General features: G+C 70.1%; 15 protein-coding genes. 7 read left to right on the forward strand and 8 right to left on the reverse strand.

The window, feature by feature from the left end:
- Positions 1-163 precede the first annotated feature (163 nt).
- Positions 164-745 carry a TerD family protein gene (locus AC3YNX_RS12945; protein WP_489983173.1) on the forward strand — a complete coding sequence of 194 codons (582 nt, stop codon included), beginning with the start codon at positions 164-166 and terminating at the stop codon, positions 743-745.
- 83 nt (positions 746-828) lie between these two features.
- Here the strand turns inward: AC3YNX_RS12945 and AC3YNX_RS12950 are convergent, their stop codons facing one another.
- The 3 genes from AC3YNX_RS12950 to AC3YNX_RS12960 all read right to left on the reverse strand — a co-directional run bounded on the left by AC3YNX_RS12950 (position 829) and on the right by AC3YNX_RS12960 (position 4270).
- On the reverse strand, positions 829-1479 hold the full coding sequence (locus AC3YNX_RS12950) for a maleylpyruvate isomerase family mycothiol-dependent enzyme (RefSeq protein ID WP_489995707.1): 651 nt from the start codon (positions 1477-1479) through the stop codon (positions 829-831).
- 143 nt (positions 1480-1622) lie between these two features.
- Complete coding sequence (locus tag AC3YNX_RS12955) at positions 1623-2855, reverse strand: Fic family protein (protein ID WP_489995708.1); 1233 nt, start codon at positions 2853-2855, stop codon at positions 1623-1625.
- 98 nt (positions 2856-2953) lie between these two features.
- Entirely contained in the window at positions 2954-4270 is a 1317-nt protein-coding gene (locus tag AC3YNX_RS12960; protein WP_489995709.1) for a TerD family protein, read from the reverse strand.
- Positions 4271-4446: 176 nt separating this feature from the next.
- On the opposite strand from AC3YNX_RS12960, the gene AC3YNX_RS12965 reads away from it, so the two are divergent.
- Positions 4447-5253 (forward strand): inositol monophosphatase family protein, encoded by an 807-nt coding sequence (locus AC3YNX_RS12965; RefSeq protein ID WP_489995710.1) that lies wholly within the window; start codon positions 4447-4449, stop codon positions 5251-5253.
- A 4-nt stretch (positions 5254-5257) separates the two neighbouring features.
- On the opposite strand, the gene AC3YNX_RS12970 is transcribed toward AC3YNX_RS12965, so the two are convergent.
- Positions 5258-6346, reverse strand: coding sequence for an SDR family oxidoreductase (locus AC3YNX_RS12970; protein ID WP_489995711.1), 1089 nt, complete (start codon positions 6344-6346; stop codon positions 5258-5260).
- A 122-nt stretch (positions 6347-6468) separates the two neighbouring features.
- Positions 6469-7032, reverse strand: a complete 564-nt coding sequence (locus AC3YNX_RS12975; RefSeq protein WP_489995712.1) for a dihydrofolate reductase family protein — start codon at positions 7030-7032, stop codon at positions 6469-6471.
- Positions 7033-7321: 289 nt separating this feature from the next.
- Here AC3YNX_RS12975 and AC3YNX_RS12980 point away from each other — a divergent pair, with 289 nt between their 5' ends.
- From AC3YNX_RS12980 to AC3YNX_RS13000, 5 genes are all read left to right on the forward strand, one after another.
- A complete protein-coding gene (locus AC3YNX_RS12980) occupies positions 7322-7714 on the forward strand; it encodes a TA system antitoxin ParD family protein (protein ID WP_489995713.1) in 393 nt (130 codons plus the stop codon).
- Positions 7715-7716: 2 nt separating this feature from the next.
- Entirely contained in the window at positions 7717-8295 is a 579-nt protein-coding gene (locus AC3YNX_RS12985) for an ATPase (RefSeq protein ID WP_127782956.1), read from the forward strand.
- Between the two features lie 109 nt (positions 8296-8404).
- Entirely contained in the window at positions 8405-10189 is a 1785-nt protein-coding gene (locus tag AC3YNX_RS12990; protein WP_489995714.1) for an N-acyl-D-amino-acid deacylase family protein, read from the forward strand.
- A 61-nt stretch (positions 10190-10250) separates the two neighbouring features.
- Positions 10251-10820: a TetR/AcrR family transcriptional regulator gene (locus AC3YNX_RS12995; protein WP_489995715.1), complete on the forward strand. Its 570-nt coding sequence runs from the start codon at positions 10251-10253 to the stop codon at positions 10818-10820.
- 134 nt (positions 10821-10954) lie between these two features.
- Positions 10955-12556 (forward strand): GMC oxidoreductase, encoded by a 1602-nt coding sequence (locus tag AC3YNX_RS13000; protein WP_127782953.1) that lies wholly within the window; start codon positions 10955-10957, stop codon positions 12554-12556.
- Between the two features lie 54 nt (positions 12557-12610).
- On the opposite strand, the gene AC3YNX_RS13005 is transcribed toward AC3YNX_RS13000, so the two are convergent.
- From AC3YNX_RS13005 to AC3YNX_RS13015, 3 genes are read right to left on the reverse strand one after another with little or no spacing between them, the layout of a single operon-like run.
- On the reverse strand, positions 12611-13744 hold the full coding sequence (locus AC3YNX_RS13005; protein ID WP_489995716.1) for an FAD-dependent oxidoreductase: 1134 nt from the start codon (positions 13742-13744) through the stop codon (positions 12611-12613).
- A gap of 16 nt (positions 13745-13760) precedes the next feature.
- Positions 13761-14282 carry a hypothetical protein gene (locus AC3YNX_RS13010; RefSeq protein WP_489983186.1) on the reverse strand — a complete coding sequence of 174 codons (522 nt, stop codon included), beginning with the start codon at positions 14280-14282 and terminating at the stop codon, positions 13761-13763.
- Positions 14279-15601: a hypothetical protein gene (locus tag AC3YNX_RS13015; RefSeq protein ID WP_489995717.1), complete on the reverse strand. Its 1323-nt coding sequence runs from the start codon at positions 15599-15601 to the stop codon at positions 14279-14281. Before AC3YNX_RS13015 ends, AC3YNX_RS13010 begins: the two co-directional genes overlap by 4 nt.
- Between the last annotated feature and the right edge of the window lie 2 nt (positions 15602-15603).

Raw genomic sequence — 15603 nt, forward strand, 5'->3', positions numbered from 1 at the left:
CGTTCCGCAGAAATGCACCGGCACAGGGCGCGCGCTGACCCAAACCCTCACCAATCGGTGAGAGGCTGGCGGAAACCGCCGCAGCACAAGCAGGGTAGGAACAGCACCACACCCCGGTCCGCACTCCTGCGCCGGGGCAGCACCACAAAGGAGCGTGCACCACATGGGAGTTTCTCTCACCAAGGGCGGCAACATCTCGCTGACCAAGCAGGCTGGCGCAGCGGGGCTCACCGCCGTCACGGTCGGCCTGGGCTGGGACGCCCGCACCACCACCGGCGAGGACTTCGACCTCGACGCGTGCGCCATCGTCTGTGGAGCCGACGGCAAGGTGGTCACCCCGAAGCACTTCGTCTACTACAACAACCTGGCTTCGCCGGAGAACGCTGTCGTGCACAGCGGCGACAACCTCACTGGCGCGGGCGCCGGTGACGACGAGCAGATCACCGTGGACCTGGGCACCATTCCGGCCGAGGCCGAGAAGGTCGTCTTCCCCGTCTCCGTCTACGACGGCGAGGCCCGCAAGCAGTCCTTCGGCCAGGTCCGCAACGCGTTCATCCGCGTGGTCAACAAGGCCGACCAGACCGAGCTGGCCCGCTACGACCTGTCCGAGGACGCCTCCGTGGAGACCGCGATGGTCTTCGGCGAGCTCTACCGCAACGGGACGGAGTGGAAGTTCCGCGCCGTGGGTCAGGGTTACGCGGCCGGCCTCGCGGGCATCACACAGGACTACGGCGTGACCGGGTAACAGTCGCCTCCGCGCTACGACGGCACCTCACCCCGGTTTGGGGTGGGGTGCTGTTGTGCATCAGCACGGGACGAGGCTGCTCATCACGACCCTTGTTCTAGCTTGTGCAGGAACGTGGCGGCACCGTCACCGGAGAAATCTTCCTTGTCGGCGGGGCGGCCCGAGATGGCCATGAGAAGTGCCAAGGAGGTTCCTGTGACCTCTGATCCAGAACCGTGCTCGAACCGTGCGTCGGAAGCGTGCAGCCGGAATCCAGCTGCGCGTTCCTTGCCACCGCCCATGGAGACGGAGGTCCTGAGCTGATAGGACAAGGCCGCGTTGACCGACTCGCTCGGGTAGGAGTGCACCAGACCCAGGGGACGCCGGATGTCCTCACCATGCACGATGATCTCGACGAGTCGGGTTGCCAGGGCAGCGGGCGGCGTCGTGGTTGCTTCGCGCACGCGGCGGAGCTCAGCCAAGGTCGCGCCTGGAGTCGCGGCACGTTCCCGGACGACCCCGCGTGCCGTGGCCTTGTCAAAATCGAGCCTCGCGGTCACCATTCGACGGAGAAAGCCGAGGCGAGTCGTCTTCGCGGAATCCACGAGATGAGCCACGACGTCGTGAACGTCCCAGCCGGGGCAGAGCGAGGGCTGGGCCCATTGCTCTGAGGTGAGCGATTCAAGTTCTCCAACAAGGATGTGGCGTTCGTGGTGAACGGCTGGCCACACTGCGGCCGAAGGCTGGGAACGCATGGGGCAATACAACCATGCGATCCGACCGGCCAGCCAAAACCGCTACGTGGCGGAGATGACCACTGGTTGCCTCTCGACAATGGCGTGAGGTCCGCGTTCGGACGCGGTTCCTCACCGCCGGCGGCCAGATCTCCCCTGAGTGGCTAGGAGTCGTCCAGGCGACGCCTGCCTGCCCGCGCGGCGAAGTCGTCCAGGGCACCCAGGATCTCCGGTGACTGCCACAGCCGGTTGCGCTTGCCGCCCGTGATCTCCACCAGGACTCCGCTGGAGACGAGCACACCGATGGCGGCGAGCGCGCTGGTCGGCGGGATAGCGAGCTCGCGGGCCACGGTCTCTGAGTTCACGACCGGCTGGCGCAGCACCAGGTCGGCCAGGCGCCAGGCGGCGGCGTCGCGGCGGGCGACCACCGTGTCGTCCCACCCGGTGCGGATGCGGGTGATCTCGGCGGCGAGCTGGCGACCGTTGGCGATCGCGTGCAGGGACGCCGAGGCCATCAGCTCCACGATCGGCACCACCTCGCCGGCGCGGTAGGCAGTCAGAGCGCTGAAGTACCGGCCGGTGTCGGTGAGCAGACCTGCCGACACGGGAATGGTGACCCTGCGGGTCAGCTCCTTGTTGCGCAGCATGGCGTGCACCAGCGCACGGCCGGTGCGCCCGTTGCCGTCCGGGAAGGGGTGGATGGTCTCGAGCTGGGCGTGGGCGACTGCGGCCTGGGCCAGCACGGGAACGTCGTCGCGGCGGGCGTAGTTGAGAAGGTCGGCGATCGCCGCGGGCACGTGGGTGTGGTGCGGGGGAACGAAGTCGGCCCCGTGCGGTCCGTAGCCATCGCCACCGATCCACACCTGCTCCTCCCGCCAGCGTCCGGCCACCTCCGGGTGCAGATGACCCATCAGTGCCTCGTGCATGGCGAGCACGGTGTGCTCGTCGAGCCGGTCGGCCAGCGCGACGGCAGCCTGCATGGCGCGCACGTTGGCGACGATCTCGGCGGCATTGCGCTTGGCCGCCCCGCCCAGCTCCGCCAGCGCGATCGCCTTAGCACCCGAGGTCAGGTTCTCGATCATGGAGGACGCAGCGGATTCCGACCGGAGCAAGATGGCGGCGAACGGGGCCAGCTCCGCTCCGACCTCGGCGTCGAAGCGGGCTATCTCGGCGGAAGCCTCCTCGGTCAGTGCCAGCGTCGATGCGGGCAGCGCCAGCTCCACCGCCGCGATCGCCGGCACGAGGGCGGCCGAGTAGGGAGCAGAGTGGCGCTCCCGCACCCGTCGCGAGACGAGGCTCGGGTCGATCGAGGAGCGCCACGGCAGCTCTTCGTAGGCCACTGCCGGCCATGCGCCCACACCACTGTCGCTCTCGGCTGCAGGGTCAATGGCTGACATAGGACCATCTTACTGAGACATCGTTCGGTAAGTCTCAACAAGCGCTGCGGTACGCAGGTTTCCCGTCCCAAACGCGGAGCATCCTCAGCCCGACAGGGCTACTTCGCGGGTGGCGGGCACTTGCCGGCGTACCGGGTCAACCCGATTCCCTTGTTCGCTCTCTTGCTCCGCCCGACAGGTCCGCCCTTCGGCTCCCGCACCCAACCCCCCGCAGTGTCCAGCCCTGGCATGCACTCCTCGCCCGGCTCGCTGTAGCGGGTCTCCCCGTCCACCGTGAGGATTCCGTCCTGCACGTCGACGTGAGCCACGGTGGCCCAGTAGGAGTCCTCGTCGTTGCCGATGAACACCAGGACCTCGTCCGCGTCCGGGCCCGGCAGTCCATCCTCGCTCGCGCGTCCGTAGCGAATGGCCACCCGGGGCTTGCCGAAGGTGTTGATGGCTCCGCCGCCGTTGTCGACGCTCTGGTACACGTTCACCAGCAGGTCGCCGTTCTCCTGGGGGCGCACCCGCACCTGCTCGGTGGCCGGCTTCGACCTCGCTCCGGGCCCCTTGCTGTCTCCGTCGTGGTGCAGGAACGGCCAGGCGTCGAGGCTGCCCCGATGCCCCTTCTCGCCGCTGATGACCACGTAATTGTTGGTCTCCTCGTTGCGGCAGAAGAAGTAGACGTCGAGGTCACCCTTGCCGAAGCGCTTGACCTGTCCGTTGCGGTCGTAGGTGGCCCCGCGCCCGTCCCACTCCAGCCCGACCGTCAACACCCAGCTCGGGTCGCCCTGACTCTTGCGGAGGTCGATCGTCGCCTTCTTCTCGGGCGAGTCCTTGGTCAGCGCGACCTTGACCTTGGAGAAGCTGACCGTCGATGTCGGCTCCGGCGGCGCGGCGGCCGGCGGCGCCGGGGGAGCGGGGACGGCTGGGGGAGTGCCGGGGTCGTCGACGTCGATGCCGTGCTCAGCAGCGAACGCGGCCAGTCCACCGCTGTAGCCCTGGCCCACTGCGTCGAGGCGCCAACCCTGTCCGCGTCGATAGAACGCCACTGCCTGCAGCACCGTCTCGGTGGTCAGTCCGGAAGGGCGAAACTGCATGGTCTCGGCGTCGCTCACGACGTGCACCGCCGGGGCCGCAACGGCGCCGAACGTCGTGCCGATCGCTTCTGTGCTGGCCGTCACCAGCACTCTGTCCACGTCTGCCGGGACCCCGGCGAGGTCCACCTCGACGACCGCGTCGGAAACCAGGGTTACGCCAGCCCCAGCGGGGTTGTTGAAGAACACGAAGTCCGCGTCGCTTCGGACTTTTCCCGATGGTCCGAGCAACGTGGCCGCGACATCAACGTTGTGCCCGGATTGCTGCGTGCTGTCGATGCGGACGGTGAATTGCGTCCCTCGCAGGTCGGTTTTCGAGCCCTTCGCGATCTCGGTCATGCCGCAGTCTCCTTGTCGTCCCAGGTAACGCGAGCTCTATCACCGTTCCGGCGACCATCATCTATGAGCACCGTTGCGGCGGAAAGTATCTGCAGTGGGCCAAAGCAGACGCTCAGGTGGTCGGTCGGGTGGCTGCTCGCGTGCGCCGCGCCCTGGGCCGATAGCGTTTACCCGCGATGGATTACTCGACTGACCTTCAGGTCGCCTTCGACGTCGCAGACCAAGCCGCCGATCTAGCGCTGCAGTTCTTCACGTCGGGCGTCACGGCCACCGCCAAGGCTGACGGATCGCCTGTGACCGAAGCCGACGTCGCCGTGGAGCGGCTCCTTCGTGAGTGCCTCTCAGCGGCATACCCGGGCGATGCGTCGCTAGGGGAGGAGCACGGTCAGGAAGGTGAATCCGAGCGCCTGTGGATCCTTGACCCCATTGACGGCACCGGGTTCTTCAGCCGAGGTGATCCGAACTGGCGGATCCATGTGGCCCTCGAGATCGGTGGAGTCACCGCGCTGGCAGTGGTGACCTCGCCCGCGCTCGGCACTCGTTGGTGGGCAGTGCGGGACGGTGGGGCTTTCGAAGCAGCCTGGCCTCGAGTCGGTGGCGAGGTCCGTCGCCTCTCCGTCAGCGCCACGTCGAGGGTGGCCGAGGCAGCGCTGGACGCCCTTGACAGCCCAGGACGAGACCGGCTGCCTGCCGGATTTCGTCCGCCTTCGAGCCCCTTGCCGTTGGTTGAGCTCGTCCGAGGGGAGATCGATGGTTTCCTCGCTGAGCGCTACTTCACGTGGGACCACGCTCCGTGGATCTTGCTGGTCCAGGAGGCGGGCGGGCGGTTCACCGACCCCACCGGCGGACACGCGAGCGACAAGGGCGGTGGTTTCTACTCCAACGCCGCGCTGCACGACGACGTGCTCACGGTCTTGTCCTACCCGGTGTCAGCAGTGCCGGATCGCGACCAGAGCGACGCCGCGTTCCCGGACCGCGGCTAGGAGCTCAGCGACGGGGCGTGGGCACGACCCGATCCTGCTCGAGCCGGTCGAATAGCTCGAGGAAGCTGGCGAGCGTCGAGCGGTAGCCGGTGAACCCGGCGGCCCGGCTGCGGGCCAGGTCGGTGAAGCACTCCATGTCGCGGCCGAGGTCGGCATCGGTGTGCCACCACGACGCGACGCGGTGCAGGTCGTGCTCGCGCAGCTGCTCGCGTGCGGCGAGCTCGGCCCACACCGGTGCGGCGTCAGCCATCTGCTCCTCCAGGGGACGCGGGCGGCCCTCGTACCCCACAGGGTCAACGCCCAGGCGCTCGGCGAGGCGCGGCCACATCCAGCGCCACCGAAAGACGTCCCCGTTGGCGGTGTTGAAGGCGGTGTCGGCGGCGGCGGGGGTGACGGCCGCCCAGTGCATCTGCTCGGCCAGCAACCCCGCGTCGGTCATGTCGGTCACGCCGTTCCACTGGGTCTCCGACCCCGGGAACACGAAGGGCAGCCCCTGCTCGCGGCACACGGCGGCCTGCGCGGCGAGGGTCTGACCCATGTTCATCGCGTTGCCCAGGGCGTAGCCGATGATCGTGTGGGCCCGGTGCACGCTCCAGGTGAAGCCGTCGCGCTCGGCAGCGGCGAAGAGCTCGTCCTCTTGGGCGTAGTAGAAGTTCGGGTAGGGCAGCCGGTCCTCATCCTCGTGGAAGGGAGTGTCGGGGAGGTTGCCCTGGCCGTACGCCTCGAAGGGTCCGAGGTAGTGCTTGAGCCCGGTCACCAGCGCGACGTGGCGCACCGACGCCGCGGGCCGGACAGCCGCCAGGACGTCGCGGACCATGGCGCTGTTGACGCGGATGTTGTCCTCCTCAGTCTCCTGGCGAGCCCAGGCGGCGAGGAAGACGTGCGTCGGCTGGTGCCCGGCGAGGGCTTCTTGCAGACCGGCGGCGGCGGTCAGGTCGGCCTGGACGGGCACCACGCCAGGAACGTCGCTCGCGCCACGCCGCGACAAACCCAGGACGTCCCAGCCCTCGTCAACCAGGAGACGGGACAGGGCCTGTCCGGCGATTCCAGTGGCACCGACGACCAGGGCGGTGTGTGGAGCAAGGGAACTCATGCCTTCGAGGCTACGCACCGGACAGGGCGCAGCACCGGGTGGGGAGCGTACTGACCGGTGTAAATGTCATAATGTAGGTTATCGGCGCTAGTCCAGGGGGCTGAAACGCCGACGTCGGGCGCTCAGCGCACCGTCTCGTACCTGCTCAGCACCACGCCGCCGGGAAACGTCTGCGTCTCCGCCAGGTTCAGGTTCACCCAGCCGTCCAGCGCCGTGAAGAACGGCGTGCCGCCGCCCACCATCACCGGCGCGGTGGCCAACACGTACTCGTCGATCAGCCCGGCCCGCATGGCCGCCGCAGCGAGCGTGGCGCCGCCGATGTCCATCGGGCCGCCGTCCTCGGCCTTGAGCCGGGCGATCTCGGCGACCGCGTCGCCGGTGACCAGACGGGCGTCCCCGTCGATCGTGCTGGTCGTCGAGGAGAACACCACCTTGGGCATCTCCCGCCAGCGGTGGGCGAACTCGACCTCCGCCGGGGTGACACCAGGCTGCTGGTCGGCGGTCGGCCAGTGTGAGCTCATCGTCTCCCACAGCTTGCGCCCGTACAGCGCCAGATCTGTCGTGCCCACCCGGTCGGACCACCACTGGAACAGCTCATCACTCGGCGCGCTCCAGCCGATGTCGCCTCCGGGTGCGGCGATGTACCCGTCCAGGCTCAGGTTCATGCCGAAGGTCAGTTTCCGCACGGCGCCAGCCTCCCCGCGAGTCGGTCGTCAGCACATTCTGGCACCGACGATCGCCGGACCGCGCCTTCAATCTCGAGACCCCTGCCCCCGGACACCCGCTGCGACACCCCAATACGTCACTGTGACAGATTGCGGGCTGGTACCAGGGTGGACCGATCGCTCGACTCACGCGATGCCGGCGGACACCCGAGCCGCGCTCCACCCCCTGGCACCTCGCGCTGCCCCTAGAGTGGGTGTAGCACCTTGCTACGCTGGCAGTGCGGACTGGACGAGAACCGAGGAGCTGGCCATGGCACCGTCGTCGACCACACCCACACGCTTCGACGCGGCACTCTTCGAGTCCGCGCAGGCCGCCGGCGCGCGGGCCCACCGCAGCGCCGCTCAGCAGCTTGCCCACTGGGCCCGCCTGGGTCGTGAGCTCGAGGCGTCCGCCGGGATCTCCCAGCGCGACATCGACCGCGTGCTCGCCGGGCAGCTGTCCTACGACGAGGTCGGCGACCGGGAGCAGGCAGCGGTGCGCACCGGGTGGCGTGAAGGAGTCGAGGCCGACCTGGCAACCCTGGACCTGCGGGCCCGGTTCGCCGAGCAGGGCCGCACCCGGTGGTCGGAGGCCGACGAGGACGGCAACGTCGTGGTGCACGAGACGACGCACGGTGAGGCCAGCGGCCCGGACGCCGACTGAGGGTGGGCACACCAGTCCTGCACCTGCTGGCGGGCTCCAACGGGGCGGGCAAGTCCACCCTCGCCCAGGAGGTGCTCGTACCGCGGATGCACCTGCCGTTCGTCAACGCCGACCTGATCGCCGAGCGGCTGTGGCCCGACGACCGGGCCGAGCAGCAGCGCCGTGCCGGCGAGGTCTCCCGGTTGGCCGCGCAGGAACGGGACCGGCTGATGGCCCAGCAGACCTCCTTCATCACGGAGACCGTCTTCAGCCACCCGAGCAAGCTGGACCTGCTGCACCACGCCCAGGTCTGCGGCTACACGGTGTCGCTGCACGTCGTCATGATTCCCGAGGGCCTGGCGGTGGCCCGCGTGACCGATCGCGTCGCCCATGGCGGCCACGCGGTGCCGGAGAGCAAGATCCGGCAGCGCTACCAACGCCTGTGGGAGCTGCTCGCGCAGGCCCGTGGCCGGGTGGACCGGGCCGACTTCTACGACAACTCCCGTCTCGACGAACCGTTTCGTCGCGTCGCGGTCTACGAGTACGGCCAGCCGGTGGGCACGCCCGCCTGGCCGCTCTGGACCCCGGCCGCCTTGACCTGAGCGCTGGGTGACGCTGCGGCCACTGGCATTGATGACGCAGGTCACATACGGTTCGAGCAGCCGGTACCGCTCTCCCCTGCGGTGAGGCCCACCTCGAGAGGGCGTTCGCATGAGCTACGACACCATCATCGCCGGCGGACTGGTGTACGACGGCACCGGCGCAGCACCGCGGACCGCGTTCATCGGGATCCGCGACGGGGTCGTGGTGGCGCTCTCCACCGAGGCGCTCCAGCCCGGACCGGACACCCGGGTCGTGGACGCGACCGGAAAGTGGGTGCTGCCGGGTCTGATCGACATCCACACCCACTACGACGTGGAGGTTCTCCACGGCCCCGGCCTGCCCGAGTCGGTGCGCCACGGGGTCACCACGGTCTTCATCGGGTCCTGCTCCCTGTCCACCATCCACGTCGACGGCGAGGTCGCCGGCGACCTGTTCGGCCGGGTGGAGGCGATCCCCCGCGGCGACGTCATCCGCGCGGTCGACACGACCAAGACCTGGAGCACCGCCGCCGAGTACGTCGCCGCCCTCGAGCGTCTCCCGCTCGGCCCCAACCTCGCCGCGTTCCTCGGCCACTCCGACGCCCGCGCCGCAGTGATGGGGCTCGACCGGTCCACCCGGCCCGACGTGCGCCCGACCCGCACCGAGCAGGCTCGGCTGGAGGAGATGCTCGAGGAGGCACTGGACGCGGGATTCGTGGGCATGTCGTCGCAGCAGCTGCTGTTCGACAAGCTGGACGGACAGACCTGCCGCTCGCGGACGCTGCCCTCCACGTACGCCAAGCCCCGGGAGCTGCGGCGCCTGCAGGCGATCCTCCGTCGCCGCAGCGCCATCCTGCAGTCCGGCCCCGACATCAAGAACCCCCGCAACGTCGTCTCCCAGCTGGTCACCTCGCTGGGCCTCGGCCGGCCCCGCCTCAAGACCAGCCTGTTGTCGGCGGCCGACATCAAGGCCAACCCGGCCGTCATCCACCTGATGGGGCCGCTGTCGCGCACGATCAACCGACTGGGCGGCGACTTTCGGTGGCAGCACCTGCCGGTCCCGTTCGAGGTCTACGCCGACGGCATCGACCTGGTGATCTTCGAGGAGTTCGGCTCCGGTGCGGCCGCCCTGCACCTGTCCGACGCGGTGCAGCGGGACGCGCTGCTGCGCGACGAGGACTACCGCCGCAAGTTCCGCAAGGACTACGACGAGAAGTGGGGCCTGCGGGTATGGCACCGTGACTTCTTCGACGCCGAGATCGTGGAGTGCCCAGACGCCAGCGTGGTCGGCAAGTCCTTCGGCCAGGTCGGCATCGAGCGGGATGGACTGCACCCGGTCGATGCGTTCCTGGACCTCGTGCTCGAGCACGGCAAGGCCCTGCGGTGGCACACCACCATCAGCAACCACCGGCCCGAGCTGCTCAAGAAGATGGCCGTCACCGACGGCATCCAGATGGGCTTCTCCGACGCGGGTGCCCACCTGCGGAACATGGCCTTCTACAACATGGGCCTGCGGCTGCTGCGCCACGTGCACGACGCGCAGCTAGCCGGCGCGCCGTTCATGACCGTCGAGCGCGCCGTGCACCGCCTGACCGGTGAGCTCGCCGACTGGTACGGCATCGACGCGGGCCACCTCCGCCTCGGCGACCGGGCGGACCTGCTCGTGGTCGACCCCGAGCACCTGGGCGCCGAGCTCGACGAGTACCACGAGAACCCGGTCGAGCAGTACGGCGGACTGTCGCGGATGGTCAACCGCAACGACGCGGCCGTTCCGCTCGTGCTGATCGCCGGACGCGTGGTGGTCGAGGACGGCACGCCGACGGAGCTCCTCGGCACGGAGCGCACCGGCTCCTTCCTGCGCGCCGGCGCGTCCCAGGCAACCACGCCGTCGGCCCAGCTCGCCGCCACCCGCTGACCGCCCTCCAGCAGCGCGGCGCTGGTCTCCCCCGGCCGCAGCGCTGGCCGATAATGGCCGAATGCGGTCTCGCCGAAAGATCTTGGACGCCACGCTGGGGCTGATCGCCGGCGGCGGGTTCGAGGCGGTGAACATCGCCGCAGTCGCCAGCGCCGCGGGAGTGTCGCGGCAGACCGTCTACAGCATCTTCGGCACCCGGGAGGACCTGGTGTCGCAGGCGGTCGCCGGACTGGCCATGGACCTGCTCGGTGACATCCGCCAGCGCCTGGCCACCACCAACAGCGCACTGGCCTACGTGGTCGAGCTGGTTGTCGTGGCCCGGTCTGCGGTGCGGGCCGACCCGGTGCTCGCCACGCTGTTCCACGCCGAGCGCGGCAGCCCGGTGTTCGACCCCGGCATGATGGATCGCGCCCAGCCGATCGCCCGACAGCTGCTCGAGCCACTCGCGGAGCGACACCCGGAGGTGGCGTCGAGCCTGGACGACCTGGTGGAGATCACGCTGCGCCTCGGGCTGTCGGTGGTGCTCTTCGACGACGACGCCGTCCACGACGACGATGCGCTGCGGCGCTTCCTGTCCCGGTGGCTGCGGCCGGCACTCCCGTCCAGCGGTAGCCAAGAATTCAATTCTTGACACTATTGTCGGCCAGTGTCTAGTTTTGAGTTCGCCTAGCGAACAGCTTGGTTGCCGGTGCGACTCGTCTCGGGACACCAGCGTGGCGCGGCGCCCCACCGGCCCACGTCACGTCTCTGTCGGGAGCCCCGCCCATGTCTGAGCTCAAGCGTCGTGCGTTTCTCACCGGTGCGGCCGCGGTCGCCGCCTCGCTGGCCGTCCCGCAGTCGGCGAGCGCCCAGTCCCCGGCAGGGCCCCGTGCGCGCCGCTCCCCCACGGCCCCCGTCACCCGCGAGGACCACCGCGCCGTGGTGATCGGGTCCGGCTTCGGTGGTGGCGTCGCTGCTCTGCGGCTGGCCGAGGCGGGCGTGCCGGTGGTGGTGCTCGAGCGCGGCATCCGCTGGCCCAGCGGTCCGAACGCCGAGACCTTCCCGCGCGTGTCGGCGCCGGACAAGCGCTTCCTCTGGCACCAGTCCGTCCCGCAGATCTTCGGCCGACCGATCATCGAGCCCTACGCCGGGCTGCTGGAGATCGTGCCCGGGGAGAACATGACCGCCCTGTGCGCCGCGGGCGTCGGCGGGGGCTCCCTGGTGTACCAGGGGATGACGCTGCAGCCGGACGAGGCCGTCTTCAACGCGCACTTCCCGAACGAGCTCGACTGGCAGACCATGAACCGGGTGCACTACCCGCGGGTGGCGCAGATGCTCAAGCTGGCCGTGGCGCCCGACGAGCTGATCGCCACCCCCAGCTACCGCGCGGCCCGGGTGTTCGCCGAGCACGCCCAGCGCGCGGGCCTTCCCGTGGAGAAGATCCCCATGCCCATCGACTGGAGCTACGCCCTCGCGGAGACACGCGGCGAGATGAAGCCGTCCTACACCAACGGTGACGGGGCCTTCGGGGTGAACAACGGCGGCAAGCACTCCATCGACGTCACCTACCTCGCCGCCGCCGAGGCCACCGGACGGGTGGACGTGCGCACCCTGCACCAGGTGACCGACGTGGCCCGCGCGAAGGACGGCCGCTGGACGGTGCACGTGGAGCGCATCGACCGCGCCGGCACGGTGCTGGAGACCAAGATCCTCACCACCAAGACCCTGGTGATGGCCGCCGGCAGCCTCAACACCACCAAGCTGCTGGTGCGGGCCGCGGCCACCGGGCAGATCCCCGACCTGCCCGACGCCCTCGGCGGCAACTGGGGCACCAACGCCGACCGCATCTACGTCTGGACCGACCTCGCGACCGGGTTCGGGGTGCCCCAGGGCGGCCCGGTGGTCTACGGCAGCAAGAGCTGGGCCGACCCGGCCACCGCCTGCACCGTCATCCAGGCCTCCATGCCGCCCGTGGGCTTCGACGCGCGCAGCACCATGCTGGTCGGCTACGGCGTGAGCGAGAGCCGCGGCAGCTTCCGCTACGACTCCGCCACCGACAACGCCGTGCTGCACTGGCCCAAGGACGGCGACACCGCCATCCAGACCGGCCACATCGACCCGATCGTGCGCAGGATCGCCGGCCCCGCCAGCATCGTCACCGACACCAACGACTACTTCCCGTCCACCTGGCACCCGCTGGGCGGGGCGAGCATGGGCACGGTCTGCGACCTGGAGGGCCGGGTGCACGACCAGCCCGGGCTGTACGTGCTCGACGGTGCCCTGCTGCCCGGCAGCGCCGCGGCCTGCAACCCGTCGATGACCATCGCGGCCGTGGCCGAGCGGGCGATGGACCACCTGGTGCGCACCGACGTCGGCACCCTCATCTGACCGCCGTCCACGAGACCAGCAAAACTCTCAACCTCAACTCTGCGGTTAACCCTGTTAACTCTCTACTTGAGGTTGAGGTTGATGCTCATTCTCCCTGGTCAGGCCGGTGCCGGATGTCGTCAGGCTGCGCACCGCCGCGAGCGCGGCGAGGCGACCGGCGCGGGTGGCGCCCAGCGTGGAGGCCGACGGCCCGAACCCGACCAGCTGGACCCGTGGATCCCGGACCACCGTGGTGTCCGCCATCCGGATCCCGCCGCCGGGCTCGCGCAGGTGCAGCGGCGCCAGGTGATCCAGCGACGCCCGGAAGCCGGTGGCCCAGAGGATGACGTCGGCGACCACCTCGGCACCGTCGGCGAAGCGCACCCCGCGCGGAGTGATCTCGGTGAACATCGGCCGGGCCACCAGCACACCGGAGTCGATCCCCCGCCGGTACTCCTCGGTGAGCGGCAGACCGGTGGTGCCCACCACGCTCACCGGCGGCAGCCCGGCGCGCACCCGCTCCGCCACCCGGCGCTCCACCTCGCGACCCCACTCCGCGTCGAAGGGGCGGTCGACGAACTGAGGCGCTCGGCGGGTGACCCACGTGGTGCTCGCGGCGACGGGCGCGATCTCCAGCAGGTGCTGCACCGCCGAGGTGCCACCGCCCACCACCACCACGCGCTGCCCGCGGAAGTCCTCCGCCGAGGTGTAGTCGTGGGTGTGCAGCTGGCGGCCACCGAAGCGCTCCTGCCCGGGGTAGCGCGGCCAGTAGGGGCGGTCCCAGGTGCCGGTGGCGCTGATCAGCGCACGGGTGGTCCAGGTGCCGGCGTCGGTGGCCACCACCAGCGGACCCTGCGGACCCTCCGGCGCCGTCACCGCGGCGACCCGAACGGGACGGCGGACCGGCAGGGCGTAGTGCTGCTCGTAGCGGCCGTAGTAGTCGGCGACCACCTGGGCGGCGGGCTGGTCCGGGTCGGGGTCGACCAGCGGCAGGCCGGGCAGGTCGTGCACCCGGTGCGCGCGGCCCAGGGTGAGGGAGTCCCACCGGTGCCGCCACGCGCCCCCCGGACCGTCGTTGGCGTCCAGCACCACGAACGAGCCACCCGCGGGCAGCCGGCGGCTCAGGTGGTGCGCCGCCGCCAGCCCGGCCTGCCCGGCGCCGACCACCACCACGTCGACGTCCGGGTGAGCCGTCCCGCTCGCGGTCATCGCGCAGCGACCGGCCTCACGCCGCGCCCACGCTGGAGACCACGTCGTAGACGTCTCCAGCCGGGCTGGCCATCACCCGGTCCGCCATCTCCTGCTTGACCACCACCAGCCGAGCCTCCTCCTCCGCGGTGCGGGCTGCCTTGCGGGAGAGGGTGATGTACTCGTCCCGGACGAATCCCTCCCGGACCACCAGCGTGACGCTCTCGCCGCGGTAGTCCAGCCGGAAGACGTAGATCTCCATCGTGCGACCGCGCTCCGGCCGCTTCAGGGCACCGTCCACGGTGTAGCGCCCCTCGGTCACCGCCCGGGTCACCAGCTCGAAGGTGTCGCGCACGCCCGGGCCGCCGTGGGAGGTGGTGACCGTGATGTCGCGCCGCTCGACGGGGCCGTTCTTGCCCAGCGCCTGCAGCCCGCGGGCCAGCACCTGGTAGGCGTGGGCAACCCCGCCGGGTGCCAGCGGCCCGTGGTAGCGCAGGGCGTCGTCGAAGTCGAAGGTGAGCAGGGTGCCCTGGTCCATCACCTCGAGCGGGTTGGTCATGATGCAGTCCTCACTGTCGTGCCGCCATTGTTGGCGGTCTGGCTGAACTCGGAGATCCAGGGCATGAATCCGTCGAGGAATCGCTCCGTCGCGGGCATGAAGTACGCCCCGTAGTGCGACATCGGGTCGAGGGTCGCGATCACCATCGTTCCCGGCGTGCTGACCTGGTCGACGTAGGCCAGCACGTCGCCGTTGGGCAGGGTGAGCAGCACCTCCGCGCCGGGCGGCGGCTGGACGGCCCCGTGGTAGTGCCAGGTGCAGTCCTCGACGCCCATCCGGCCGAAGAAGGAGTGGTGCGGGTTGGGGGTGCTCATGCCCAGGTCCGCCCCGGGCTCCAGCCACCACCAGTAGTTGGTGGGCCGGTGCTCCCACTGGACGCCGGGCAGGAATCTGGGCAGCGGCTCGCCGCCGCTGAACGACACCACGGTGCCGCCGGCCTCGAGGAGCTCCAGGATGCGAGGCGCCGCGGCGTCGAGCAGTCCCTGGTGGATGCGCTCGGGGATGATGACGCCGTCGTAGCCGGTCAGGTCGGTCTGCGCGAGCTCGGGCAGGTAGAGCATTCCGCCGGTGAGGTGCTGGGCGTACTTGGGCGTGGTCAGCGCGCGGTGGTGGTGCGAGCTGCCGCCGTACACCGCGGCCAGTCCCCGGCCGGTCGCCGTGGACGGGCTCACGGGCAGCGGGCCCCACTCGTCGACGGGCGGGGTCGGCCGGAGGGGCTGGTTCTGCAGCTGGCTGGCTTCCGCGGCGGCCCAGTCGGCGAGCTGCCCGGGAATCTTGGCGGCGGTGTTGTCCGCCAGCCCGGTCGCGTACCCGAACAGGTCACCGGTGGCGTGCACGAAGATCGTCCCCGCCGTGGAGACCCGGTCGACGTAGGTGACCGGCTGGCCACCGACCAGCCGCACCAGCACTTCGGCGCCGTCGGGCACCGGGTGGTGCCCGCGGGCGAAGAACCCGGCCACCCCGCGTCGCTCGCTCATGTGCTCCAGCGCCACGCCACGGAACACCGGGTGATCCGCGGCCTCGGTCACCTTGTAGTTCTTCCGCCGCGGCGGAAGCACCGGCTCGAAGTGCCGCGCCCCTGGCAGCCAGTCCTGGTTGAGGTGGCCGCAGAAGATGACCACCTTCCCGGCGTCCAGGAACCGACGGACCACCCCGCGGTGGCGGGCGAGGTGCTCCTGGTCGACGTTCGACCCGATCACCAGCACCCGGTGCGGCGCCAGCGTCGCGTCGGACAGGTCGTAGCAGTCGATGGACGAGACGTCGTGCCCCAGCGCTCCTGCGGCGAACGGGGACAGCTCCCCGGTCGGGTACATCGTCACCA

Source organism: Rhodococcus sp. Z13_19A (assembly GCF_058133575.1).

Coding starts and splice junctions, on each gene's coding strand:
- AC3YNX_RS12990 (WP_489995714.1), top strand. CDS start 8,405: ATGAGCTACGACACCATCATCGCCGGCGGACTGGTGTACGACGGCACC.
- AC3YNX_RS12995 (WP_489995715.1), top strand. CDS start 10,251: ATGCGGTCTCGCCGAAAGATCTTGGACGCCACGCTGGGGCTGATCGCC.
- AC3YNX_RS12965 (WP_489995710.1), top strand. CDS start 4,447: ATGGATTACTCGACTGACCTTCAGGTCGCCTTCGACGTCGCAGACCAA.
- AC3YNX_RS12955 (WP_489995708.1), bottom strand. CDS start 2,855: ATGTCAGCCATTGACCCTGCAGCCGAGAGCGACAGTGGTGTGGGCGCA.
- AC3YNX_RS12980 (WP_489995713.1), top strand. CDS start 7,322: ATGGCACCGTCGTCGACCACACCCACACGCTTCGACGCGGCACTCTTC.
- AC3YNX_RS13005 (WP_489995716.1), bottom strand. CDS start 13,744: ATGACCGCGAGCGGGACGGCTCACCCGGACGTCGACGTGGTGGTGGTC.
- AC3YNX_RS13010 (WP_489983186.1), bottom strand. CDS start 14,282: ATGACCAACCCGCTCGAGGTGATGGACCAGGGCACCCTGCTCACCTTC.
- AC3YNX_RS13000 (WP_127782953.1), top strand. CDS start 10,955: ATGTCTGAGCTCAAGCGTCGTGCGTTTCTCACCGGTGCGGCCGCGGTC.
- AC3YNX_RS12960 (WP_489995709.1), bottom strand. CDS start 4,270: ATGACCGAGATCGCGAAGGGCTCGAAAACCGACCTGCGAGGGACGCAA.
- AC3YNX_RS12945 (WP_489983173.1), top strand. CDS start 164: ATGGGAGTTTCTCTCACCAAGGGCGGCAACATCTCGCTGACCAAGCAG.
- AC3YNX_RS12970 (WP_489995711.1), bottom strand. CDS start 6,346: ATGAGTTCCCTTGCTCCACACACCGCCCTGGTCGTCGGTGCCACTGGA.
- AC3YNX_RS12950 (WP_489995707.1), bottom strand. CDS start 1,479: ATGCGTTCCCAGCCTTCGGCCGCAGTGTGGCCAGCCGTTCACCACGAA.